The 25050-nt window shown below is 35.1% G+C and carries 38 protein-coding genes; all 38 read right to left on the bottom strand.

Annotated elements, in window-relative coordinates; genetic code table 11:
* Positions 1-297 precede the first annotated feature (297 nt).
* Positions 298-1038 carry a tRNA pseudouridine(38-40) synthase TruA gene (truA, locus tag RMR19_RS01170; RefSeq protein WP_310601721.1) on the bottom strand — a complete coding sequence of 247 codons (741 nt, stop codon included), beginning with the start codon at positions 1036-1038 and terminating at the stop codon, positions 298-300.
* Positions 1039-1082: 44 nt separating this feature from the next.
* On the bottom strand, positions 1083-1889 hold the full coding sequence (locus tag RMR19_RS01165) for an energy-coupling factor transporter transmembrane component T family protein (protein WP_310601720.1): 807 nt from the start codon (positions 1887-1889) through the stop codon (positions 1083-1085).
* Positions 1890-1898: 9 nt separating this feature from the next.
* Positions 1899-2762, bottom strand: coding sequence for an energy-coupling factor transporter ATPase (locus tag RMR19_RS01160; RefSeq protein ID WP_310601719.1), 864 nt, complete (start codon positions 2760-2762; stop codon positions 1899-1901).
* 15 nt (positions 2763-2777) lie between these two features.
* Positions 2778-3626: an energy-coupling factor transporter ATPase gene (locus RMR19_RS01155; protein WP_310601718.1), complete on the bottom strand. Its 849-nt coding sequence runs from the start codon at positions 3624-3626 to the stop codon at positions 2778-2780.
* A gap of 315 nt (positions 3627-3941) precedes the next feature.
* On the bottom strand, positions 3942-5204 hold the full coding sequence (locus tag RMR19_RS01150) for a DUF6709 family protein (RefSeq protein ID WP_310601717.1): 1263 nt from the start codon (positions 5202-5204) through the stop codon (positions 3942-3944).
* 272 nt (positions 5205-5476) lie between these two features.
* Positions 5477-6013 (bottom strand): bL17 family ribosomal protein, encoded by a 537-nt coding sequence (locus tag RMR19_RS01145; RefSeq protein WP_310601716.1) that lies wholly within the window; start codon positions 6011-6013, stop codon positions 5477-5479.
* Positions 6014-6131: 118 nt separating this feature from the next.
* Entirely contained in the window at positions 6132-7091 is a 960-nt protein-coding gene (locus tag RMR19_RS01140; RefSeq protein WP_310601715.1) for a DNA-directed RNA polymerase subunit alpha, read from the bottom strand.
* A 127-nt stretch (positions 7092-7218) separates the two neighbouring features.
* Positions 7219-7812: a 30S ribosomal protein S4 gene (gene rpsD, locus RMR19_RS01135; protein ID WP_310601714.1), complete on the bottom strand. Its 594-nt coding sequence runs from the start codon at positions 7810-7812 to the stop codon at positions 7219-7221.
* A gap of 144 nt (positions 7813-7956) precedes the next feature.
* Positions 7957-8352, bottom strand: a complete 396-nt coding sequence (rpsK, locus tag RMR19_RS01130) for a 30S ribosomal protein S11 (RefSeq protein WP_167955450.1) — start codon at positions 8350-8352, stop codon at positions 7957-7959.
* 60 nt (positions 8353-8412) lie between these two features.
* The gene (gene rpsM, locus RMR19_RS01125; protein ID WP_310601713.1) at positions 8413-8781 is read right to left on the bottom strand and encodes a 30S ribosomal protein S13; all 369 of its coding nucleotides are present in this window, start codon (positions 8779-8781) and stop codon (positions 8413-8415) included.
* A 590-nt stretch (positions 8782-9371) separates the two neighbouring features.
* On the bottom strand, positions 9372-9485 hold the full coding sequence (rpmJ, locus tag RMR19_RS01120) for a 50S ribosomal protein L36 (protein ID WP_073285411.1): 114 nt from the start codon (positions 9483-9485) through the stop codon (positions 9372-9374).
* A gap of 143 nt (positions 9486-9628) precedes the next feature.
* On the bottom strand, positions 9629-9847 hold the full coding sequence (gene infA, locus RMR19_RS01115) for a translation initiation factor IF-1 (RefSeq protein WP_167955456.1): 219 nt from the start codon (positions 9845-9847) through the stop codon (positions 9629-9631).
* A 94-nt stretch (positions 9848-9941) separates the two neighbouring features.
* Positions 9942-10214 (bottom strand): 50S ribosomal protein L14, encoded by a 273-nt coding sequence (locus RMR19_RS01110; protein WP_310601712.1) that lies wholly within the window; start codon positions 10212-10214, stop codon positions 9942-9944.
* A gap of 10 nt (positions 10215-10224) precedes the next feature.
* Positions 10225-10980 (bottom strand): type I methionyl aminopeptidase, encoded by a 756-nt coding sequence (map, locus tag RMR19_RS01105; protein ID WP_310601711.1) that lies wholly within the window; start codon positions 10978-10980, stop codon positions 10225-10227.
* 2 nt (positions 10981-10982) lie between these two features.
* A complete protein-coding gene (locus RMR19_RS01100) occupies positions 10983-11627 on the bottom strand; it encodes an adenylate kinase (RefSeq protein ID WP_310601710.1) in 645 nt (214 codons plus the stop codon).
* Between the two features lie 116 nt (positions 11628-11743).
* Positions 11744-13087, bottom strand: a complete 1344-nt coding sequence (gene secY / locus RMR19_RS01095) for a preprotein translocase subunit SecY (protein WP_310601709.1) — start codon at positions 13085-13087, stop codon at positions 11744-11746.
* 2 nt (positions 13088-13089) lie between these two features.
* On the bottom strand, positions 13090-13530 hold the full coding sequence (gene rplO / locus RMR19_RS01090; protein ID WP_310601708.1) for a 50S ribosomal protein L15: 441 nt from the start codon (positions 13528-13530) through the stop codon (positions 13090-13092).
* Positions 13531-13556: 26 nt separating this feature from the next.
* Entirely contained in the window at positions 13557-13739 is a 183-nt protein-coding gene (gene rpmD, locus RMR19_RS01085; protein WP_310601707.1) for a 50S ribosomal protein L30, read from the bottom strand.
* 15 nt (positions 13740-13754) lie between these two features.
* Entirely contained in the window at positions 13755-14264 is a 510-nt protein-coding gene (gene rpsE / locus RMR19_RS01080; RefSeq protein ID WP_310601706.1) for a 30S ribosomal protein S5, read from the bottom strand.
* Between the two features lie 17 nt (positions 14265-14281).
* Entirely contained in the window at positions 14282-14650 is a 369-nt protein-coding gene (gene rplR / locus RMR19_RS01075) for a 50S ribosomal protein L18 (RefSeq protein ID WP_310601705.1), read from the bottom strand.
* A 19-nt stretch (positions 14651-14669) separates the two neighbouring features.
* Positions 14670-15212, bottom strand: coding sequence for a 50S ribosomal protein L6 (gene rplF, locus RMR19_RS01070; protein ID WP_310601704.1), 543 nt, complete (start codon positions 15210-15212; stop codon positions 14670-14672).
* Between the two features lie 203 nt (positions 15213-15415).
* A complete protein-coding gene (gene rpsH / locus RMR19_RS01065; RefSeq protein ID WP_310601703.1) occupies positions 15416-15817 on the bottom strand; it encodes a 30S ribosomal protein S8 in 402 nt (133 codons plus the stop codon).
* Between the two features lie 24 nt (positions 15818-15841).
* Positions 15842-16027: a type Z 30S ribosomal protein S14 gene (locus RMR19_RS01060; protein ID WP_073285450.1), complete on the bottom strand. Its 186-nt coding sequence runs from the start codon at positions 16025-16027 to the stop codon at positions 15842-15844.
* Between the two features lie 16 nt (positions 16028-16043).
* Entirely contained in the window at positions 16044-16583 is a 540-nt protein-coding gene (gene rplE / locus RMR19_RS01055) for a 50S ribosomal protein L5 (protein WP_310601702.1), read from the bottom strand.
* Positions 16584-16605: 22 nt separating this feature from the next.
* Positions 16606-16923: a 50S ribosomal protein L24 gene (rplX, locus tag RMR19_RS01050; RefSeq protein WP_310601701.1), complete on the bottom strand. Its 318-nt coding sequence runs from the start codon at positions 16921-16923 to the stop codon at positions 16606-16608.
* Positions 16924-16936: 13 nt separating this feature from the next.
* Positions 16937-17305 (bottom strand): 50S ribosomal protein L14, encoded by a 369-nt coding sequence (rplN, locus tag RMR19_RS01045; protein WP_310601700.1) that lies wholly within the window; start codon positions 17303-17305, stop codon positions 16937-16939.
* Positions 17306-17328: 23 nt separating this feature from the next.
* A complete protein-coding gene (gene rpsQ / locus RMR19_RS01040) occupies positions 17329-17583 on the bottom strand; it encodes a 30S ribosomal protein S17 (protein ID WP_310601699.1) in 255 nt (84 codons plus the stop codon).
* Positions 17584-17604: 21 nt separating this feature from the next.
* Entirely contained in the window at positions 17605-17814 is a 210-nt protein-coding gene (rpmC, locus tag RMR19_RS01035) for a 50S ribosomal protein L29 (RefSeq protein WP_310601698.1), read from the bottom strand.
* Complete coding sequence (rplP, locus tag RMR19_RS01030; RefSeq protein WP_310601697.1) at positions 17804-18241, bottom strand: 50S ribosomal protein L16; 438 nt, start codon at positions 18239-18241, stop codon at positions 17804-17806. Before rplP ends, rpmC begins: the two co-directional genes overlap by 11 nt.
* A complete protein-coding gene (gene rpsC / locus RMR19_RS01025; RefSeq protein ID WP_310601696.1) occupies positions 18241-18903 on the bottom strand; it encodes a 30S ribosomal protein S3 in 663 nt (220 codons plus the stop codon). Before rpsC ends, rplP begins: the two co-directional genes overlap by 1 nt.
* A gap of 80 nt (positions 18904-18983) precedes the next feature.
* Positions 18984-19370, bottom strand: a complete 387-nt coding sequence (gene rplV, locus RMR19_RS01020) for a 50S ribosomal protein L22 (RefSeq protein WP_310601695.1) — start codon at positions 19368-19370, stop codon at positions 18984-18986.
* 76 nt (positions 19371-19446) lie between these two features.
* A complete protein-coding gene (gene rpsS, locus RMR19_RS01015; RefSeq protein WP_310601694.1) occupies positions 19447-19725 on the bottom strand; it encodes a 30S ribosomal protein S19 in 279 nt (92 codons plus the stop codon).
* 19 nt (positions 19726-19744) lie between these two features.
* Positions 19745-20587: a 50S ribosomal protein L2 gene (rplB, locus tag RMR19_RS01010; protein WP_310601693.1), complete on the bottom strand. Its 843-nt coding sequence runs from the start codon at positions 20585-20587 to the stop codon at positions 19745-19747.
* Positions 20588-20707: 120 nt separating this feature from the next.
* Positions 20708-21007 (bottom strand): 50S ribosomal protein L23, encoded by a 300-nt coding sequence (gene rplW, locus RMR19_RS01005; protein WP_310601692.1) that lies wholly within the window; start codon positions 21005-21007, stop codon positions 20708-20710.
* Positions 21007-21627, bottom strand: a complete 621-nt coding sequence (gene rplD / locus RMR19_RS01000; RefSeq protein ID WP_310601691.1) for a 50S ribosomal protein L4 — start codon at positions 21625-21627, stop codon at positions 21007-21009. The genes rplW and rplD overlap by 1 nt, the downstream gene beginning before the upstream one ends.
* A 27-nt stretch (positions 21628-21654) precedes the next feature.
* Positions 21655-22287 (bottom strand): 50S ribosomal protein L3, encoded by a 633-nt coding sequence (gene rplC, locus RMR19_RS00995; protein WP_310601690.1) that lies wholly within the window; start codon positions 22285-22287, stop codon positions 21655-21657.
* Between the two features lie 156 nt (positions 22288-22443).
* The gene (gene rpsJ / locus RMR19_RS00990) at positions 22444-22761 is read right to left on the bottom strand and encodes a 30S ribosomal protein S10 (RefSeq protein WP_310601689.1); all 318 of its coding nucleotides are present in this window, start codon (positions 22759-22761) and stop codon (positions 22444-22446) included.
* Positions 22762-23932: 1171 nt separating this feature from the next.
* A complete protein-coding gene (locus tag RMR19_RS00985; protein WP_310601688.1) occupies positions 23933-24796 on the bottom strand; it encodes a class I SAM-dependent methyltransferase in 864 nt (287 codons plus the stop codon).
* Positions 24797-25050 lie beyond the last annotated feature (254 nt).

Here is a 25050-nt window from a genome sequence, read left to right as displayed (position 1 = left end):
CGCCACATACTAGCGTCTATTCCCTCCTCGGCACTAATATATTCGTTCTTTAAAATACCCTAATCGATAACGTTTTCGTGGATTTTTACCACCTAATCATTATATCATATTCTTATTCTTTAATAAATTATAAAATTCTACAATATATCCGAACTGCCATATATTGTTTTACACAAATCCTACTATTATTCTACTTTATGTAACAATATACCGCTTAAACGTTTACTTTAATAAGATTTAGCTCCAAGAAATTAAAAAACTCTCGCAATCCATCTAATTATGAACTGCGAGAGTATATTAATTTTTAAATTCAATATTCACAAGTGTTAATCCATTTGCTGGTGCATTAGGGCCTACTTTTACACGTTCTGTAGATTGTAACACCTCTGCGATTCTTTCTGGCTTCATAGTCCCCATTCCGACCTTAATTAGCGTCCCTGCAATGATTCTTACCATATTATATAGGAATCCATCACCTCGTACACGTAATATAAGTTCATCACCTTCTTGAATTACATCCAAGCTATATATTGTTCGTACTGTGCTTTGTACTTGCGTTCTCATGGCTGAAAAGCTCTTAAAATCATGTTTCCCTATTAGATAATTAGCAGCTTCCTGCATCTTCTCTATATCTAGTTTCTTATAAACATGATGATAGTACAAACGCATTGTTGGAAGTAAAAATTCTCGATTTGATATCTTATATTCGTATGTCTTACAACTCTTATGGTATCTCGGATGAAAATCTAATGGCACTTCACTTGAAGATTGTATTATGATATCCTCTGGCAGTCGTTGGTTCAACGCATATGATATCTTTTCCGCAGGTATTCTAGTCTCTGTATCAAAAACGGCTACATTACCAAGCGCATGAACTCCTGAATCCGTTCTGCTTGAACCAATCACCTCTATATTTTCACCAAGTAACTTTGTAAGTTTCTTGTTAATAACTTCTTCTACTGTAATTGCATTCGGTTGCTTTTGCCAACCACAATAATTCGTTCCATCATAAGCAATTACTAACTTAATACGTCTCATATATTTGTAACTCCTAACTATATAACTTAACCTGAGATGTTGTTCTAGAACGGGCTAACGCTCTTCACAGCAACTAACAATACCAGATAACCAACCAATATAAGATAAGCAACCGCATCCTGTTTATGGTATTGTAGTGGTTTCATCTTCGTCCTTCCTTCACCGCCTCGATAACATCTTGCTTCCATCGCCATTGCTAAATCATTTGCCCTACGAAATGCTGAAACAAAAAGAGGTACTAGTAGTGGTACTAAACTTTTTGCCTTCTTAACTAAATTACCAGATTCAAAGTCCGCACCTCTTGCCATCTGCGCTTTCATAATCTTATCTGTCTCTTCCAATAGAATCGGTATAAACCGAAGAGCAATTGACATCATCATTGAAATTTCATGTACAGGAACTTTAATTTTCTTCAAAGGGTTCATAATCTTCTCAAGACCATCTGTTAGATGATTTGGGGTCGTTGTAAATGTCATAAGGGAAGAACCCATAATTAATAATACAAGACGAATCGCCATAAATCCTGCCGTCTCAAGACCTTGCCTCGTTATCTTTAAAAATCCCCATTTCCACAATACATCACCAGGTGTCAAAAATATATTAAACACTACCGCAAATACAAGCAAGAACAGTATCGACTTCAAACCCTTTAGAATATGTTTCAGTGGCACTTCTGACGTCTTAATTACCACTCCTAGAAAACCTAGCACAATAAGATAGGGAATAAACTTACGGAATAAGAACAAGGATATGATATATATAAAAGTTCCAGCAATCTTCGTTCTAGGATCTAGTTTGTGTATGAACGAATCTTTTGGGTAATATTGCCCAATTGTTATGTCTCTTATCATTTTCCTACCTTACCCTTCTATTATTTCCCGTCTAGCCCATCTAAGAATCTCTTCTTTCGCCTCAGCAACCGTTGTTGCATTCGTATCCACCATGATTCCTTGCTCTCTTAATCCATTCATAACATACGTAACTTGAGGTGCTGCTAGTCCTATTGTTTCTAACACCTTATAATTCGCAAATACTTTTTTAGGTATTTCGCTATATACAACCTCACCTTTATTCATTACAATAATACGGTCTACATATTTTGCAACATCTTCCATACTATGAGATACAAGTATCACTGTTATTTTACGTTCTTTATGCAGTTTTGCTATCTGCTCTAAAATCTCATCTCTACCTGCTGGGTCTAAACCTGCGGTAGGTTCATCTAATATAAGTACTTCTGGTCTCATCGCAAGAACCCCTGCAATCGCTACCCTTCTTTTTTGACCGCCAGACAATTCAAATGGCGAGCAATCTATTAAATCTTCCCCTATCCCAACTTGCTTTAATGCCTCATAGGAATGTAAATCTACCTCCAATTGAGATAATCCTTGGTTTTTAGGTCCAAAATTAACATCTTTAATTACTGTTGTCTCAAAAAGTTGATGCTCTGGGTATTGAAATACTAATCCAACCTTATTGCGTAATTCACGCATATTAAAATCCGAATCATAGATATCCTTACCATTATAGTAAATCGCTCCACTTGTTGCCTTCATTAATCCATTCAAATGTTGAATTAATGTAGATTTACCTGAACCTGTATGTCCTATCAATCCAATAAACTCACCATCTTGAATTGTTAAATTCACGTCTTTTAGTGCATGTTTCTCATATGCACTTCCTACACTATAACTATAATTTACATGATCTAATATAATTGACATTGCTTCACCCTCTATCTATAGCCTTGTAAGCTCACTCACAAGTTCATCTACTGTTAAGATTCCTTCTGGTATCACTAGTCCGTTTTTTCTCAATTCATATGCCAATTCTGTCACTTGAGGCACATCTAAACGATATTCTTTTAATTCCTCTACCCTTGTAAATACTTCTCTAGGTGTTCCTTGCATTACAATTTGACCTTTATCCATAACAATAACCTTGTCCGCATTAATTACTTCTTCCATATAGTGTGTAATAAGAAGAACAGTTACTTTCTCTTCACGATTCAATCTTAGTATTGTACGAATTACATCTTTCCGTCCATTTGGGTCAAGCATAGCTGTTGGTTCATCTAATACAATACACTCTGGCTTCATTGCCATAATTCCAGCAATTGCGACACGCTGTTTCTGTCCACCTGAAAGTTTATTTGGAGAATGAGAACGATATTCCAGCATACCAACTGCACGTAAACTTTCCTCAACACGTTTCCATATGTCTTCTGTTTCTACCCCTAGATTTTCAGGACCAAATCCAACATCTTCTTCTACTATTGTCCCAATAATTTGGTTATCAGGATTTTGAAATACCATACCTGCAGATTGTCTTACATCCCAAATATGTTCTTCCTCCTTTGTATCATATCCATTCACCCATAGCGTTCCTTCTGTGGGCATAAGAATTGCGTTAAGGTGCTTTGCAAGTGTTGATTTACCAGAACCGTTATGACCTAATATAGCAACAAAATCACCTTTTTTTATATCAATATCAATTTCATCGAGAGCACGGTTAATACCAACTGTATTTCCTTCTTCATCTCTACGAATATATTCATGTACTAATTTTTTCGCCTTAATGATTCCCATGTATATTTCCTCATCTATCTATAATTCAGCCGTCATTTACTTTTAACATTGTACGGTATTCTCCTTGTAAATGCAAGTGTAACTATTTTGGAGTACATTCTATTGCATTTATCTGTTGCTGTGAACAATAGTAAAGCTGTTCATAATAATTATAAATGGCTATGCAAAACACCAAGATACTTTCATATCCTTTGTTTTGCATAGCCTAATTATATCGCATTTCTATTCTAATGTAATGATGTTTGGAGTCAAACTATATCTTCCACAACTGATTTGCAGATTGCTATACATCTCATACTCTAGCAAACTATAATCTTATAATGTGAAGTTATTTTTTTCAAAAGAATTATAATCTGATTCCTCTTCCTCTGCAGAATTGTTTTCTTCTGCAAAACTATTTTCTTCCGTAAAGCCTTCTTCTGAAAAACCATTTTCTTGTGAATTATTATTTTCTGGTACATTTTCCGAATAGTTATTCTCAGAATAATTATTTTCACCATAATTATCTTCATCTCTTGCTACTGTTTGGTATGGAAGCATTATGAATTGTTCATAGTTTTTCTTATACATTCTCTTTAACTCTTCATTATATCCAAGTACCATCTGTGGTTGTGAGTCTGCATAGAACTGCAATACGCTTCCTGCCTCTTCTTCACTACCTACAGTAATCGGAATAAGCTTCTTGTTCTTATTTCCCAACATAACCATTCTCGTTACTGTAACAATACCTTTATTGTTTGTTCGTTGCTCTTTATAGTATGCCCATACGAAGTCTTCATTTTTTACAATCTTCACTCTATTTCCAACAACATATACCGTGAATTTAGGTAATAACCATGTGCTACCAGTTGTATATGCGCGATCTAAATCCGTACAAATCTGCTCAAACGTAATGCCATTCTCTGTTGCATATTTTCTAAGTTGTTTTGTATATCGATTACTTAGTCCACTATATAATGAATAGATTGCAAAAAGAAATGCTATAACAATTGCTGCACTAGTTATATAAACTGTAGCCTCGTCACATTTTCCAATATTATCCACCTTAAATATGTAGTCTGCATACCAATCTACTGGTACCTCATACTTATTCATATAGCTCTTATATTGAGTATATTCTTCACCAGTTAATTTAAGAAATGTACCTTTAAAAGAAGTTGACTTAGGAGTGTACCCATTAGCATCTGCTACATATGTTGCATCCAAGATATCATCAAATTGTGACATACGCTGCTTGCCATCTGCCAACAGTGCAATATACTGACCATAGGTATCTCTATTTACTTCTGAGATATAATATAGTGCTGTAGTTCTTCCTGGTGATCTTCCACCACCCTTATATTGTGTATATGTTTCTTGTTCCAAGAAGCATTCCCATACATATGCAATATCTACCTCTACATATTTTCCTTCATACTTCTCTAAGTCAAAATTGTTAATATTAATCTTTTCTGGACCCATCAACATTTTAACTGGTGCCATCTTTGTAAATATTAATACACCTGCAATAATAGCTGCACAAATAACCACCTTAATAATTGTCCACTTAATATTTTTCTTTCTTATTTTCTCAAGCATACATTTCCTCCAATCGTAAAGTTAAACTACCCATAATTTTAATTACCTCTCTTATTAACATAACAACATAATTCTACCACATGTTTCCTATATAAATCTATAGGTCTATTGATTTATTTTTAACAATACTCACAGCAACAGAATCCAGGCATCTCCACTTGCTTTATTTCAGACGCAAAAAAGAGGCTGTTACTTAAGAAGTACAACAGCCTCATTAAAAAAGAAAGTAAATGGCATCTACCACTTACTTTCTAATATATCTACGATTTTTCTTATACTAATTCGATAAGAACTTCCATAGCTGCATCACCTTTACGTTGACCAATCTTAACGATTCTTGTGTAACCACCGTTACGATCAGTGTATTTAGGTGCGATTTCATCGAATAATAAATCTGTTACATCAACAGTCTTAGTATTCTTTTTCTTACCAGCAGCTTCAGCTGGAACTTCTGTTACAGTATAAAGAGTTTTTAACATTTGTCTTCTAGCATGTAATCTTGAAGCATTGTCTTTTTTGATAGTTTTATCAACTTCATCAAAAACAGTTACCTTCTTACCATCAACAACTTCTTTCACTCTTTTACCATCTTTATCTTTACGAGCAACTTTAGCTTTAACTGTTACAGTTTCAAAGTTATCCTTTTCTCTAACAGCAAGTGCAATCATGCCCTCAGCGATTTTACGAATTTCTTTTGCCTTAGCTTCTGTAGTAACGATTTTACCATGATATAATAAATTAGTTACTTGGTTACGAAGTAAAGCTTTTCTTTGACTTGAAGTTCTTCCAAGTTTTCTATAGCCTGCCATTTTCTTACCTCCTTGTGACTTTTATTCGCAACTATGTAAGAGTATGCCCTCCATAATTACAAATCATGTACCCAAATTACTTTTATGTAATCTGTGTCCATCAAACCATATAGTTATTTTATTCATCACTTAAATTAAGTGATAATCCAAGTTCTTTCAACTTAGCAAGTACTTCCTCAAGGGATTTACGGCCAAGATTTCTTACTTTCATCATATCTTCTGAAGTTCTGTTAGTTAATTCTTCAACAGTATTAATTCCAGCTCTCTTCAAGCAATTGTACGAACGAACGGACAATTCTAGCTCATCAATATTCATTTCAAGTACTTTTTCTTTCTCATTATCTTCTTTTTCTACCATAACTTCAGCAGTTTTAGCATTTTCAGATAAATCAATGAAAGAATTAAGATGCTCGCTTAAAACCTTTGCAGCCAAACTAACTGCTTCATCAGGCACAAGTGTACCATTTGTATAAACATCTAATGTTAGCTTATCATAATCTGTAATTTGACCAACACGAGTATTCTCAACTGTTAAGTTAACACGTTCTACTGGTGTGTAGATTGAATCAACAGGGATCACACCGATTGGTAAATCATCATTTTTATTTTTGTCAGAGCTGATATAACCTCTACCCCTAGTAATTGTTAATTCCATATATAGTTTGCTATCAACACCACCGCTTAAATTAGCGATTACTAAATCTGGATTTAAAATTTCTATGTCTGGATCGGCCTGGATATCTCCAGCTGTCACAACTCCTTCACCTTCAAACTCGATATATGCAGTCTTTGGCTCATTCGTTTCGCTAGTATTCTTGATTGCTAAGCTCTTGATGTTCATTATTATTTCAGTAACGTCTTCTTTAACACCTGGAATTGTACTAAATTCATGAACAACACCGTCAATTTTAACTTGACTTACTGCTGCTCCAGGTAAAGAAGAAAGCATAATTCTTCTTAAGGAATTACCCAATGTTGTTCCGTAACCTCTCTCAAGCGGCTCAACTACAAAACGTCCATATTTTTTATCTTCAGAAATCTCTGCAATCTCTATTTTTGGTTTTTCAAAATCAAACACTATTGGACCCTCCTTTTGGGTTGAATTATTGAGGGTAATCATACATAACACATAATTTCTTTATATTGCAGTTATAGGCTGCAATACAGTAACCTATAACCACAGTAATAAAAATAGAAACTATATCTTATTTAGAATACAACTCGACGATAAGCATTTCGTTAACTGGAACATCAATTTGATCTCTTGTAGGTACTTCTTTAACAGTACCTTTTAAAGCTTCTTGGTCAGACTCTAACCAAGCTGGAACTAATCTAGAACCAGTTACTTCTAAGACATCTTTATATCTTTGTGCGCTCTTGCACTTTTCTTTGATTTCAATTACATCACCTGGTTTAACTGAGTAAGAAGGGATGTTTACACATTTGCCGTTTACTAAAACGTGTTTGTGGTCAACGATTTGTCTAGCTTCTTTTCTAGTTCTACCAAATCCCATACGGAAAATAACATTGTCTAATCTAAGTTCAAGAAGGATCATTAGGTTTTCACCAGCAGTTCCGTTCTTCATTTTCTTAGCTTTAGCAAAATTATTTCTGAAAGGTTTTTCTAATACTCCATAGATAAATTTAGCTTTTTGTTTTTCTTTTAATTGTAAGCCGTACTCGCTTAACTTCTTACCAGCTCTTGGAGCTCTATTAGATTTCTTGTCTACTCCTAAATAAATAGGATCAAGACCAAGTGATCTACATCTTTTTAAAACAGGACTCATGTCTCTTGCCATGCTATTAGTTACCTCCTAATCTATTAACTTAAATCTTTACCAGCAAACATGCATGTTATACATTTTTTACCTAAATCGTAGCAATAACGCTCCTTGCCACGTTTGAAAAGATTCTCGTTGTCATAACGCTACTATATATATAAACTACACTCTTCTACGTTTTGGTGGTCTACAACCATTGTGTGGAACTGGAGTAACATCTTTGATGCTTGTTACTTCAATACCGCAAGCTTGAAGCGCACGGATAGCTGCTTCTCTACCTGAACCTGGTCCTTTAACCATAACTTCTACTGATTTTAAACCATGAATAATTGCTGCTTTAGCTGCTGTTTCAGCTGCCATTTGTGCTGCATAAGGAGTAGATTTCTTAGAACCTCTGAATCCTAATCCACCTGCACTAGCCCATGAAAGAGCATTTCCTTCTGCATCTGTTAGCGTAACAATTGTATTGTTAAAAGATGACTGAATATGTGCTTGTCCACGGTCAACGTTTTTCTTAACACGTTTCTTAGTCACTTTTTTTGCTATTTTTTTAGCCATTTCCAAACCCTCCTATTGGATTTTTATTCCTATTTCTTTACGCGAATAAGTTAAGATCTATTATTTCTTCTTGTTTGCAACAGTTCTCTTAGGACCTTTTCTAGTTCTAGCATTAGTCTTAGTTTTTTGTCCACGAACAGGAAGACCTTTTCTATGACGGATTCCTCTGTAACATCCAATTTCTTGTAATGTTTTAATGTTAAGTGCTACTTGTCTACGTAAATCACCTTCAACAGTATGCTTAGCATCGATTACGTCACGAATTCTTGATACTTCTTCGTCAGTTAAATCTCTAACACGAGTGTCTGGATTAATATTAGCTTCTGCTAATATTTGATTGGAACTTACTCTACCGATTCCATAAATGTAAGTAAGACCGATTTCAACACGTTTTTCTCTTGGTAAATCTACACCACTGATACGAGCCATGTGCGTATTACACCTCCATGATTATTGTAATTAATTATACTGTTAAGACCGTCTGCAATATCATATGACTAACTATTGTTGTCATATGGTGAAATGCATATCACCAAACTTCTTAACAAACTTAGTTTCATCTTATTAACTCTTATATGTAATTAGGACTAGCAGTCTCAAAATTACATATACTATAGAATATAGATAATGTATATTCTATTTTTATGCAACGAACAACCTTTCCAGGCGTTTCATTACATCAGCCGCTTTAAATTGTGACAAACATAAGGATTACTCATGTTCGCTTATACTAAAGTATATTACTGCCTAAGGCACGTAATAATCACACCTTAGCATAACAAATAACAAGTGCACATTCTTACTAAACGCAAGAAAAAGTGCATAACATTCCTGTTATCCACAATATCACAATGGAATATCGTCAATATGAAATTAAATCATATGACATATATTCAACATATGCCTTAGCATATGTGCTAGTGACCTAGCAGATTGCAACACAAAAAGCAAGAACTATTTATGATCGAATAAATATATATATACGAAACAATAAAAAGCCCACCGCTTTTTATTGGATATTAGCCTTGTCTTTGTTTGTGTCTAGGATTTTCACAGATTACTCTGATACTTCCTTTTCTCTTAATAATTTTGCATTTTTCGCAAATTGGTTTTACTGATGACCTTACCTTCATCGAGATTCACTCCTTTCACAAAAGTCAGCTCCCATTATATCATGAAAAACAATATATGGCAAGCATTATTTTATATAAAAATAAATTTATATACTATGATTTTGTATTACATCTAAACTGCAACATTATTGCTATCTTATTTCTTATTTATCTCTCCAGATAATTCTTCCTTTTGATAAATCATATGGTGATAACTCCAATGTTACTTTATCTCCTGGTAAGATACGAATGAAGTTCATTCTTAATTTACCACTAATATGAGCTAATACTTTGTGTCCATTTTCTAATTCAACTTGGAACATCGCGTTTGGTAATTTTTCAATAACTGTTCCTTCAATTTCAACTACATCTGCTTTTGACATTTCAAAACCTCCTAATTCTTTCAAAGGGGATATCCTATCCCGTGGTTACCTAACGAATCTATTCACAACCCTCTAACAAGATTATGTTGTATCATTATTTCAAGAACTGTTTAATAGCTCTCTTAATATCGATATCCGTTATTTTTTGACCTGAGTTTATACATTCTTTTATGCTCTCAGGGATTTCATTAATGATTTGAATGTGCTTTATTTTTTTCTTTTTCGGACTATCGATTTTTTTATAAATACCATCCACTAGATATACATATTCATAATCTGCTTCAATTATTACATATAATTTTCCTTTGTCATGTCCAGCTTTGGAATACGCAAGTGTTCCAGACTGGAAAGTTTCTAACTGATACATGTACACTCTCCTACTTTTTTGCAGATAGCAACACTGGTTCACCATCTGTTATCAAAACCGTATTTTCGTAATGTGCTGACAAAGAACCATCTGCTGTAACAACTGTCCAATCATCCTCAAGCCATTCTACATCATAATGTCCAATGTTTACCATAGGTTCTATTGCAAGCGTCATACCTGCTCGCAGCTTAATCCCTCTTCTTTTCTGTCGGAAGTTTGGGATTTCGGGATCTTCATGTAATGCTGTTCCTATTCCATGCCCTACTAAATCCCTTACAACTGAAAATCCAAAAGACTCTACATATTCCTGTATTGCAATTGAAATATCATTAAGATGATATCCTTCTTTGGCGAATTTAATTCCTTCAAAAAAACTTTGTCTTGTTACTTCAATTAGTTTTTTTGCCTCTTCACTAATATTACCAACTGCCCAGGTTCTTGCTGCATCCGAATGATAGCCTTTATATATTACACCAGCATCTAAACTTACAATGTCTCCCTCTTGTATATATCGGTCCCTTGATGGAATTCCATGAACAACTTCATCATTAACTGATACACAAATAGAAGCTGGATATCCATTATAATTTAGAAAAGAAGGTATACATCCGAGTTTTCTTATGATCTCTTCTCCCTTTTTATCAATATCCATTGTTGTAATTCCTGGTTTAACAAATTGCTTCAATTCATCATGCACGATCGCAAGTATATTACCTGCTTCCTTCATCAATTCAATTTCTCTACTTGATTTTATCGTAACAGACATTATTATTCACCTAAAATCTTAACAATATCAGCAAATACGTCAGCCATATCTACTGTTCCATCTACTTCTACAAGAATATTCTTCTTTGTATAGTAATCAATAAGTGGTTGTGTTTGTTCATGATAGATAGAAAGACGTTTCTCTACCGTTTCTGGTTTATCGTCTTCACGTAAAATCAATTCTTTTCCACATTTATCGCAGATATTTTCTGCCTTTGGTGGAATATGAACTAAATGATACGTAGCACCACAAGCTACACAAGCTCTTCTACCTGACATTCTACGAACAATGTTTTCATCTGGCACTTCTACATTAATAGCATAATCAACTTTTTCATCAATAGCTTCTAATGCTTTATCAAGTGCTTCTGCTTGAGGAATTGTTCTTGGGAATCCGTCAAGTACATAACCGTTTGCACAATCATCTTGCTTTACACGGTCAACTACTAAATCTACTACTAACTCATCTGGAACTAGTAAACCTTGATCCATATAAGTTTTTGCTTTATTACCAAGTTCTGTACCATTCTTAATATTTGCACGGAAGATATCTCCTGTTGAAATATGCGGAATTTTATATTTATCAGCGATTTGTTTCGCTTGAGTTCCTTTACCTGCTCCTGGAGCACCTAACATAATAATCTTCATAAATTGCCTCCCTTAAACAAATAGTATTACCATCTTTATTCTCTAATCAATCTTTTGTAATTCTTTATAGCAGTAAAAGCTGCAGGACGAATCACTACAGCTTAGTACTTTTCTTATTAATCGTTTAGAAAACCTTTATAGTGACGAACAAGCATTTGTGATTCAATTTGTTTCATAGTTTCAAGAACTACACCAACAATAATGATTAATGATGTTCCACTGAAAGATACATTAGCACCAAATACACCAGAGCAGAAAATTGGCACAACAGCAACAACTATTAAGCTGACTGCTCCTATAAATATAATGCGGTTTAGTACTTTTGTAAGGTAATCTGTGGTAGGTTTTCCTGGACGAATACCAGGGATAAATCCACCTTGTTTCTTCATATTATTTGAAATCTCAATTGGATTAAAAGTAATTGAAGTATAGAAATATGCAAAGAAAATTAACAATGCAATATAAATTACAAGACCTAATGTATATTTAAATTCGCCGAAGCTTTTAAAATTACACCAAGACTGTTGATTCATAATTTTAAGCATCTTCTGACCAAAGCTTGCGCCTGCACCAGAAGCTGGATTGGTTCCAAATAAACTTGCAATAATAATAGGGAATTGCAATAATGAACCAGCAAAGATAACTGGAATAACACCAGCTGTGTTTACTTTTAAAGGAATATTAGAAGATTGTCCACCAACCATCTTTCTTCCTTGCACTTTTTTAGCATATTGAACTGGAATTCTTCTTTCTCCATCTTGAATGAAGATAATGAATACTACCATTCCAACAATAATTGCCAAAATAATTGCTGCTGCAAGTATTGAATTAACTACATTGCCTGAACTTTCAACATCAACAAACTTTTTATAAAGTGTGCTCATATCGCTTGGTATTCTTGAAACGATATTAATCAATAAGATAATTGAAATACCATTTCCAACACCTTTTTCTGTGATTCTCTCCCCTAACCACATTAGGAAAGCTGAACCTGCTGTTAATGATACTGCTACCATAACAACACCAGTAAATGTAAGCCCATTGTCTAAATACCCTGAGTTACCAAATCCAATTGCCATAGCAACACTTTCAATAACAGCTAAAGCAACTGTTACGTAACGTGTATACTCTGCAATCTTCTTTCTTCCATCTTCCCCGTCTTTTTGCATCTCTTCCAACTTTGGAATTGCAATAGTTAAAAGCTGCATAATAATTGATGAAGTAATGTATGGTGTAATATTCAATGCAAAGATTGACATGGTGGTAAAAGAACCACCAGTCAACGCATCAAAAAACCCCAAATTAGTCTGTTGACTAAAGAACTCTGTAATTGCAGCTCTATTCACCCCTGGGATAGGAAGTTGACAACCGATTCGAACAATAATGAGTGCTATAAAAGTATAAATTAATTTTTTTCTTATATCTTTAACTTTCCACGCATTTCGGATTGTCTGCAACATCCTTAAATCACCTCTGCATTTCCACCAAGAGCTTGGATTTTTTCAACAGCGCTTGCGCTATACGCATTAACCTTAACCTCAAGCTTCTTAGTAAGTTCTCCGTTTCCTAAAATCTTAACACCGTCTCTTGGATTCTTAACGATTCCAGCTTCGATTAATGAGTTTACAGTAACAACTGCACCATCTTCGAATCTGTTAAGAGTATCAAGATTAATACCAACGATTTCCTTAGAGTTTCTACAAGTGAAACCTCTTTTAGGTAAACGTCTGTATAAAGGCATCTGTCCACCTTCAAAACCTGGTCTTGGAGCTCCTGAACGAGCTTTTTGTCCTTTATGACCTTTACCTGCTGTTTTACCGTTACCTGAACCGTGTCCACGGCCTCTTCTAAAGTTATCACTGTGTTTAGCACCGTCAGCTGGTCTTAATTCTGATAAATTCATGTGTGCACCTCCTTACTAATTTAATATTATATTTCTTCAACCTTTACTAAATGTCTAACGTGGTTAATCATTCCTCTTACAGCAGCGTTATCTGGCATTTCTACAGTCTTATTAAGTTTTCTAAGTCCTAATGCTTCAACAGTTGCTTTATGTTTTGGAATGGCACCAATTGTAGATTTAACTAAAGTGATTTTTAATTTTTCTGCCATGTCTTTAACCTCCTACTAACCTAGTAGCTCTTCAACTGAAACACCGCGAAGTTTAGCTACTTCTTCAGGAGTTTTAAGTTGTCTTAATCCTTCAATTGTAGCAAGTACTACGTTTTGCTTATTATTTGATCCTAATGATTTTGTACGGATATTCTTAAGTCCTGCAAGTTCTATAACCGCACGAACAGAACCTCCTGCGATAACTCCTGTACCTTCTGGAGCTTTCTTAAGTAATACAGAAGCGCTTCCGAAATTACCAACGAAGTCATGTGGAATACTTCCATTTTCGTCCATAGGTAATGAGATTAATTTTTTGATTGCATCTTCTTTTCCTTTACGAATTGCTTCTGGAATTTCAGTTGCCTTACCTAAACCAACACCAACGTGTCCGTTCTTGTCTCCAACAACAACTAATGCAGTAAATCTAAAGTTACGTCCACCTTTTACTACTTTAGTAACACGTTTGATTGATACTACTTTATCTTCTAATTCCATTTGACTAGCATCAATGATTGTACGTTTCATCTGTTCTCCTCCTTACCCTAGAATTCTAGACCAGCTTCTCTTGCTGCGTCTGCTAAAGCTTTTACTTTACCTTGATATATAAATCCGCCTCTATCAAAGACAACTGTTGTAATACCTTTTTCTAATGCTTTCTTCGCAATTGCAGTTCCTAAATATGCTGCTGCTGCTACGTCATTCGTTTTGTCAAGCTCTGCTTTAACTTCTTTTTGTAAAGTTGAAGCGGATACTAAAGTATTACCAACTGTATCATCAATAATTTGAGCGTACATATGATTATTACTTCTAAATACAGCTAAACGTGGTCTCTGAGCAGTACCAGCGAAACGATTACGTAATTTTCTATGTTTTTTAACACGAACTTTACTTCTTGATTCTTTACTAACCATTGTTTTTACACTCCTTTAATTATTTTTTACCAGTCTTACCAACTTTACGTCTAATAACTTCATCAGCATATTTAATACCTTTACCTTTGTAAGGTTCTGGTTGTCTCTTTTCTCTGATATTAGCAGCGTATTGGCCAACTTTTTCTTTATCTATACCTCTAACAAAAATCTTGTTTTGTCCCTCAAGAGTTACTTCGATACCTTCTGGATCTTCCATAACTACTGGGTGAGAGTAACCTAAAGATAATGTTAATGTTTTTCCTTGTTTTGCAGCTCTATAACCAACACCGTTGATTTCAAGAATTTTTTCATAGCCAGCTGTTACACCAACTACCATGTTTGAAATTAATGTTCTAGTAAGACCGTGTAAAGATTTCATTTTCTTTAAGTCACTTGGTCTTGTTACAACAATTTCTTCGCCTTCAACTTTAATGTCCATTTCCGATGGTAAAACTCTTTCAAGAGTTCCCTTTGGACCGTTAACAGTCACTTTGTTATTTTCTGCTACCGTTACAGTAACACCTGCTGGGATAGCGATAGGCATTCTTCCTATACGTGACATGTTGCACCTCCTGTAATATTATGTCGCATATTCATACCTGTTACAGCTACTCAAATGCGTACACCTTTTTAGTTATTCGTAACTTTCGTTACAATTTATCTTCTAACCTCTTTAGTAAGGCTTACAAAGTAAGCTCACTACTAGGAATGAAGTACATGAGAATCTAAGATTCTCATGTATAGCAGCTACATTCTAGTCGTTTATTACCAAACGAATGCTAAAACTTCTCCACCTACGTTAAGAGCTCTTGCTTCTTTATCAGTGATAACACCTTTGTTTGTAGAGATAACAGCTGTTCCTAAACCACCAAGAACTTTTGGTAAGTTTTCTTTAGTTGCATATACACGAAGACCTGGTTTAGAAATTCTTTTAAGACCTGTGATGATCTTAACATTTTTATCTTTACCATATTTTAATGTAATATGGATATTGTTAAATCCGTCTACTTCTTCAATTTCAAAACTTTTGATGTATCCCTCTTTTAAAAGGATTTCAGCGATAGCTACTTTCATTTTAGAAGCAGGTACATCTACAGTATCATGTTTAGCAGTATTCGCATTACGAATTCTTGTAAGCATATCTGCGATTGGATCATTCATTGTCATTTAATTTTGCCTCCTTCCTTAATTCTACCAGCTTGCTTTTTTAACACCTGGAATTTGTCCTTTATATGCTAATTCACGGAAACAAATTCTGCAGATTCCGTATTTTCTTAAATAAGCATGTGGACGACCACAAATTCTACAACGGTTGTATTCTCTAGTAGAGAATTTTTGTGGACGTTGTTGCTTAACCTTCATTGACGTCTTAGCCATGAATTTTCCCTCCTAACTATTTTTTGAATGGCATGTTGAATAATGATAATAAATAACGAGCTTCCTCATCTGTTTTAGCTGTTGTTACAAATATGATATCCATACCTCTAACTTTATCAACCTTATCATATTCAATTTCAGGGAAAATTAATTGTTCTTTAATACCAAGTGCATAATTTCCTCTACCATCAAATGCATTAGGATTAACACCTCTAAAGTCACGTACACGAGGTAATGCTAAATTGATTAAACGATCAGCGAATTCATACATTCTTTCGCCTCTAAGAGTTACTTTACATCCGATAGGCATACCTTCTCTGATTTTGAAGTTTGCTATTGAATTTTTTGCTCTTGTTAATACAACTTTTTGACCAGCGATAATTTCAAGATCTTTAACTGCTGTATCTAATACTTTTGCGTTGTCTTTTGCTTCACCAACGCCCATGTTAATTACTATTTTATCAAGTTTAGGTACTTCCATAACGTTCTTGTATCCGAACTTTTTGATCATACCTTCAACAATTTCGTTCTTATAAGTTTCTTTTAATCTACTCAACTTATGAGACCTCCTCTCTTAATTAGTCGATAACTTCGCCAGTTGATTTAGCGAAACGTACTTTTGTAGGACCTTTTTTACCATCAACAGTTTTAAAACCGATTCTAGTAGTTTTTCCTTTTACAACATACATAACGTTTGACATATCAATTGGTGCTTCTTGGTGTACAATACCACCGTTTGGATTAGATTGACTTGGCTTAGCATGTTTAGTTACAGTGTTTACGCCTTCAACTAATACCTTTCCGTCTTTAACAGAAACAACTTTGCCTTCTTTGCCTTTATCTTTACCAGCGATTACTTTTACAGTATCACCTTTTTTGATTTTTGTTGTTGACACAGTCGACACCTCCTTATAATACTTCTGGTGCTAATGAAACGATTTTCATGAATTGTTTTTCTCTTAATTCTCTTGCTACTGGTCCAAAGATACGAGTTCCTCTTGGGTTTTTGTCATCTTTGATTACTACTGCAGCGTTTTCATCAAATCTAATATATGATCCGTCTTTACGACGTGTTTCTTTTACAGTACGAACTACTACAGCTTTAACTACATCACCTTTTTTAACAACTCCACCTGGTGTTGCATCTTTAACCGAAGCAACGATGATATCTCCAATAGCTGCGTATCTTCTTGTAGATCCGCCTAATACTCTGATACAAAGTAATTCTTTAGCACCAGTGTTATCAGCGACTTTTAGTCTTGATTCTTGTTGTAACATGCTATCAATACTCCTTTCAGAAATTATTTTGCTCTATCAATAATTTCCACAAGTCTCCATCTCTTATCCTTAGATAAAGGTCTTGTTTCCATTACTTTAACTCTATCTCCAATATTACAATCATTGTTCTCATCATGAGCTTTTAATTTATAAGTTCTCTTAATGATTTTGTTGTATAATGGATGCTTAACGTGATCCACTACAGCAACTGTGATTGTCTTATCCATTTTATCACTTACTACTTTACCTATACGAGTCTTTCTAAGGTTTCTTTCCACAACAATTCCTCCTTTCTAGGATTACTCAGCAGCGTTTGCTTGCTTTGAAAGTACAGTTTGAATTCTAGCAATGTTCTTTCTAACATCTTTAATTCTGCTTGTATTATCTAATTGATTTGTTGCGTTTTGGAATCTTAAATTAAAAAGTTCCTTCTTAGCAGCTACTAATTCTTCCGATAATTCAGCTACTGATTTTGTATTTAAATCTTGTACGTAATTTTTAGTTTTCACTGCCCGCACCTCCTTCTAAGTCTGCGCGAGAAACAACTTTACATTTAACTGGTAACTTATGTGTTGCAAGACGTAATGCTTCTCTAGCTACTTCTTCAGCAACTCCAGAGATTTCGAACATTACACGGCCTGGTTTAACAACAGCTACCCAGTACTCTAGTGTTCCTTTACCTGAACCCATACGAGTTTCAGCTGGTTTAGTTGTTACTGGTTTATCTGGGAAAATCTTAATCCAAACTTTACCACCACGTTTGATATAACGAGTCATAGCAATACGGGCTGCATCGATTTGGTTTGATTTAATCCAAGCTGGTTCCAAAGCTACAATACCGAATTCACCGTGAGAAATAGTGTTACCTCTCAAAGCTTTACCTGCCATAGAACCACGGAATTGTTTTCTACGCTTTACTCTTTTTGGCAGTAACATTATTTATCGCTCCCTTCCTTAGTTGCCTTAGTTGGAAGTACTTCACCATGGTAAATCCAAACTTTAACGCCTAATTTACCGAAAGTTGTATCTGCCTCTGCAAATCCATAATCAATATCCGCACGTAATGTTTGTAGAGGGATAGTACCGTCACTATAGAATTCTGTACGAGCCATATCAGCTCCGCCTAAACGACCAGAAACAGCTGTTTTGATACCTTTAGCGCCAGTTTTCATAGTTCTTGCCATAGTAGATTTCATTGCTCTTCTGAAAGAAATACGGTTTTCAAGTTGAGCTGCAATGCTTTCAGCTACTAATTGAGCATCTGCATCTGGTTTTTTAACCTCTTTGATGTCTACCATTAATTTATTGTTTTCAGAAGTGAATTTTTGTAATTCAACTTTTAATTTTTCAATTTCAGATCCGCCTTTACCGATAACTACACCTGGTTTAGCAGTGAAAATGATAACTTTTAATCTATCTGATGCTCTTTCGATTTCAATCTTTGAAACACCAGCTGAATATAATTTCTTTTTAAGATATTTTCTGATTTTATAGTCTTCAACAAGATTATCTGCAAAATCTGATTCCGCATACCATCTTGAATCCCAATCGCTAATAACGCCGACTCTTAAACCATGAGGATTAACTTTTTGTCCCATTGTAATCTCCTTTCACTCAATTAGTTCGGTTTTATAGAACTATCTTAGTAACTATGAAAGACTTTGTCTTAAAGAGTTACTTATCTTTCATTAAGAACTACAGTGATATGGCTCATTCTCTTTTCGATTCTATAAGCTCTACCCTGTGCTCTTGGTTTGATTCTCTTCATTGTTGGTCCTTTATTTGCGAAACATTCTTCTACATAAAGGTTTTCAACATTCATACCGTTATTGTTTTCAGCATTTGCGATTGCTGATTTCAATAATTTTTCTACTAAACTTGAAGCATATCTTGGATTGTATGCTAATATACCAAGTGCTGTTTGTACATCCTTACCTCTGATGGCATCTAATACGAAACAAGCTTTTTGAACTGAAACTCTAGCGTATGATAACTTTGCTGATGGTCTAGTATCTTTGTTCGCATTTCTTTCTCTTTTAATCTGGGATCTATGTCCTTTAGCCATGGATGAAACCTCCTTCCAAAGTGAAACAATTCTGTCAGTTTTTCGTCCACTGACGATTATTTTTTATATTTTATAACTATCTTCTTGATTTCTTTTCGTCTTTTCCGTGTCCGCGATATGTTCTTGTAGCAACGAACTCTCCAAGTTTGTGACCAACCATATCTTCAGTTACATATACAGGCACATGTCTTCTTCCATCATGAACAGCAATAGTGTGTCCAACGAATTGTGGGAAGATTGTAGAACGACGTGACCAAGTTTTGATTACCGATTTGTCACCAGCTGCATTCATAGTATCTACTTTGTTAAGTAGACTAGCGTCAGCAAATGGTCCTTTTTTAAGTGAACGACCCATAGGTTCTACCTCCTTATAACTATTTTATATTCTTACCGTCTCTTCTTCTTACGATCATCTTGTTAGATTTCTTGTTTTTCTTTCTTGTCTTTAAGCCAAGAGCTGGTTTACCCCAAGGAGTAACTGGGCCTGAACGACCGATACCAGTCTTACCTTCACCACCACCGTGTGGATGGTCATTAGGGTTCATTACAGAACCACGAACTGTAGGTCTGATACCCATATGGCGTTTACGACCTGCTTTACCGATGTTGATAAGTTCATGATCGATGTTTCCAACTTGACCAATTGTTGCTCTTGCAATGATTGGAACCATTCTCATTTCGCCTGATGGTAATCTAAGTGTAGCATATTTGCCTTCCTTAGCCATTAATTGAGCTGAGTTACCAGCCGAACGAACTAATTGTCCGCCTTTACCTGGGTATAATTCGATGTTATGAACTTGAGTACCTACTGGAATATTTTGAAGTGGTAAACAGTTACCAACTTTAATTTCAGCTTCAGCACCATTCATCAATGAAGTTCCAACTTGTAGTCCGTTAGGAGCTAAGATATAAGTTTTTTCACCATCTGCATAGCAGATAAGTGCAATATTAGCTGTTCTGTTTGGATCGTATTCGATACTTACAACAGTTGCTGGAATACCGTCTTTCTTTCTCTTGAAATCGATGATTCTATATTTTCTTCTTGATCCACCACCATGGTGTCTCACTGTAATCTTTCCTTGATTATTACGACCAGCGTTTTTATTTAAAGATACTACTAATGATTTCTCAGGTGTATCTTTTGTGATTTCAGAGAAATCTGAGCTAGTCATATGTCTTCTGGAAGGTGTATATGGGTTAAACTTTTTAATTCCCATGTTCTGCACTCCTTTACGCAATAACGACTCTTGTTCGTCTATTTTATTCTTATCGGTTATAAAAAACCATATTGTCAATCTATCATCTATCTAGTAACAAAGTTCATATAAGAGTTAATCTTATAATCCTTCAAAAATTTCAATATCAGCACTATCAGCTGTTAATTGAACGATAGCTTTTTTAGTTTTAGCAGTTTTACCTGTAACAGCACCACGTCTACGATTTTTACCATCAAGATTCATAGTGTTTACTTTAGCAACCTTAGTTCCTTCGAACATTTTTTCAACTGCTTCTTTAATTTGACCTTTAGTTGCATCTGTATGAACAGAAAATGTATACTTCTTTTCGCTCATAGCGTTCATGCTTTTTTCAGTAACGATTGGTTTAAGTATAACATCATAATATTTTAAATTTGCCATTATGCGTACACCTCCTCAATTTTTGCTACTGCATCTTTTGTTAATACTACTGTATCATACTTTAAGATGTCATATACATTAATTGTATTTGTTAATGCAGTTCTTACCGCTGGAATATTTCTAGCAGATAATGCTACATTTTCATTTTTTTCTCCTAAAACAACTAATGCCTTGCTTACTTTCAAATTATCAAGTACAGCTTTCATTTGTTTTGTTTTAATTTCTGAGAAATTAAGTTCATCAAGAACTACTAATTTAGAAGCATTTACTCTTGATGTTAAAGCAGATTGGATAGCTGCTAATTTTTCTTGTTTATTCATCTTGAATGAATAATCACGTGGCTTTGGTGCAAATACAACACCACCACCAGTCCATTGTGGAGATCTTGTAGAACCTTGTCTTGCATGACCAGTTCCTTTTTGTTTCCAAGGTTTTCTTCCACCACCACGAACTTCTGCGCGAGTTTTAGCGCTTTGAGTTCCTTGACGTTTATTTGCAAGTTGTTGAACAACTGCCATATGAACTAAATGTTCATTTACTTCAACTCCGAAGACAGCGTCATTAAGTTCGATTGAACCAACTTCTTTACCTTCGATATTGTAAACAGATACGTTTGCCATTAGTTTGTTCCTCCTTCCTTAAAGCAACTAGTTTGCTTTTACTGAATTCTTTAACATAACCATTGATTTCTTAGGTCCTGGTACTGCACCTTTAACTAAGATAAGGTTATTTTCTACATCTATTTTAACAACTTCTAGGTTTTGAATAGTTACTTTAACAGCACCCATGTGTCCTGGCATTTTTTTGCCTTTGAATACTTTACTTGGATCTGAAGCAGCACCATTTGAACCAGCATGTCTATGGAATTTAGAACCATGTGCCATAGGTCCTCTTGATAAACCATGTCTCTTGATAGCACCTTGGAATCCTTTTCCTTTTGACTTAGCAGTTGCGTCAATTTTGTCTCCTGCTGCGAAGATATCTGCTTTGATTTCTTGTCCTACAGTATATTCTTCTGCATTGTCAAATCTGAATTCTCTTAAGAATCTCTTGTTAGCAACACCTGCTTTAGCAAAGTGTCCTTTTTTTGGTTTGTTGACTAATTTTTCTCTGATGTCGCCATAACCAACTTGTACTGCACTGTATCCATCATTTTCAGCTGTCTTTACTTGAGTTACTACACAAGGACCAGCTTGTAATACAGTTACTGGAGTTAATACTCCATCTTCATTGAAGATTTGAGTCATTCCGACTTTAGTAGCTAATATTGCTTTCTTCATTACGAATGCACCTCCTGTTTAATCTACAGCGGATTACACAATTTTCGTGTAATCATCCTAGATGGCTTACTTTTGAGTGCTTGGTTCAGGTAGCCCTGACGCTTGGTCTCTATATATAAACCCTAAAGGATTACTTGCTTAATAATTTTTTGAAAACTATTTAGTTTTCATTTTGATGTCGATATACACACCAGCTGGCATTTCTAATTTAGATAATGCATCAACTGTTTTTTGGCTTGGAGTGATGATATCGATTAATCTCTTATGAGTTCTTTGCTCAAATTGTTCTCTGGAATCTTTGTACTTATGAACAGCTCTAAGAATTGTTACTACTTCCTTCTTAGTTGGTAGTGGCACAGGCCCACTCACCTTAGATCCTGTTTTCTTTACAGTTTCAATGATTTTCCCAGCTGATTGATCGATTAATTGATGATCATACGCCTTAAGTGTAATTCTCATTACTTGACTTGCCATAAAAAAAGTCGCCTCCTTTTCGCACTTAATATCAGTACGACAAGCGGTGACTGTACACGTATCCGTGTGTATCGCAGATAACCCATCTCGTAAAACGAGTAGCTTCTTGCTTCGTAATCAGAACTTGTCTAATTACACACACTCCCTCTTCTGCAACTTGCAGAGCTATTGATTTGTACAGTGACTTGTCGCCAGTTTAATAACTTGACATTCGCTCCACGGAAAACCTGTGTCTTGCACAGCAACCTCACGCTTCTACGCTATCAATGTCACAACAATAAGTATTATACAGTAGGTCTATAATAATTGCAAGCATTTTTTTCATTTATTTCTTTTAAAAAATGCACAATCTTTTAAGTCTAGTCTTTTATTTTTTAAACATTTTGTCATATACCAAAATTATTACTCTACTCTTGTGGACGTTTGTATTATTTATATAGGAAGAAACACAACTTTCAGGACTGCTGAGCGGAGGTTACAGAACAATATAATGAATTTTCAAACATGCCCCAGGAAGCTATCTTTTATTCTATCCCACAAAATGCATTCTTAAACAAGTATCACTTCTATATTTATTATGAAACATTTATTATAAAACTATATCTTCAAGAATCTATCTTTTTTCAAGTAGCTCCAGAGAATAGTTATTCATTCAACAACTTACCTGTACTTGTGTATCTGCAAAGCAAACATGCAAAACTCAATAACCTATAACCTGCTTCTTCCCTGATGGTCTATAACTAAGAAACGATAGCAAAACACCTCTAGTACTTCTTAGTGTGTACATCAATAACCTAGGAAGGCGAGGCATGGACGCCGAGCCAGCCCGAGCTAGAGTGTGTATGAAAAATGCTTGTACTGCGCTGTGCACTCCACTTAGTTGGATGGAAGTTCAAAATTCAGGAGACGTAGCGGGCTACGTTGACTGAATTTTGAACTTTCAGACTGCTGAGTGGAGGGTGCAACACAGTACAATGATTTTTCAAACACGCTCTAAGGCAGGATGCCGAATCGAGGGTGCTTCCGTAACATTTCAACACATATCCGTACACACTTAGAAGTAATTAGGTATGTAGCGTGTTTCGTGTTATAGGACATTAGTGAAGAAGCATTGAAAATGTAAAAAGTTTTGCATTGAACTCACTTCCATACACAAGTACATTCAACAAGCTTACTGCGATTCCCATCGACCAGAAGCACCACATGGCAAAGTTAAACCATTTGAGCTAACCGGAAGACCAACCTCGTCAGCATTTACAATTCCACCAAAACGTGGTACTAATTCTGTTCCCATCATATATGCAAGTACTGCTGGTTGCAATCCTGTTGTATAGGAATTAATTAAAAAGAACAACGGCTTATCTGATAATACATTCATACATAATTGTACAAAAGGATAAATCGCTTCTTCAATCTTCCAGATTTCTCCCTTCGGACCTCTTCCGTAGGATGGAGGATCCATAATAATTGCATCATACTTGTTTCCACGACGAATCTCACGTTCAACAAACTTCACACAGTCATCTACAATATAACGAATAGATGCTTCTTCTAGTCCAGAGGATTTTGCATTTTCTTTCGCCCATGTAACCATACCCTTTGACGCATCAACATGTGTAACTTGCGCACCTGCAGCCGCGGCAGATAACGTTGCACCACCCGTATACGCAAACAGATTCAATACTTTAATTGGACGTCCTGCCTTTTTAATTTTGTCAGAGAACCAATCCCAGTTTGTAGCTTGCTCCGGAAAGACCCCTGTATGTTTAAAACTAAATGGCTGTAAATTAAATGTCAAACTCTTATAATTAATTGTCCATTGTTTTGGCAAATCAAAGAATTGCCATTCTCCACCACCTCTATTACTTCTATGGTAATGACCGTTCATTTGTTTCCAACCTTTATGTTTTCTTGGGGTATCCCATAGAACTTGAGGATCCGGTCTTACCAATAGATATTTTCCCCAACGCTCTAATTTTTCTCCTTTTGAAGTATCAATTACTTCGTAATCTTTCCAGCCATCTGCTAACCACATTGTATTTTACTCTCTTTCCTTAATAAGATTCTATAGCTTCATAATCATTTTCTATTAGCGATTATACACGTTTTTCGCCACTTAGACAAGATGTCACTTGTATTTGTACATATTATTATGAGTTGCCCGACAAATGAGGTATTATAAATCTGCCTCTTTGTCATATTGTTCCTTGAAAATTTAATATATTATCTTCTATTGAGAGAAGTGATAATCTTTTGATATTTTTCACTCTGCATAGATTAGTTTCCGCA

The organism is Anaerosporobacter sp., assembly GCF_031551385.1.
In the GTDB taxonomy this organism is placed as follows: domain Bacteria; phylum Bacillota; class Clostridia; order Lachnospirales; family Lachnospiraceae; genus Anaerosporobacter.
Note: the sequence above shows the minus strand (reverse complement) of the source record. Positions and strands in the feature narration are given on the sequence as shown.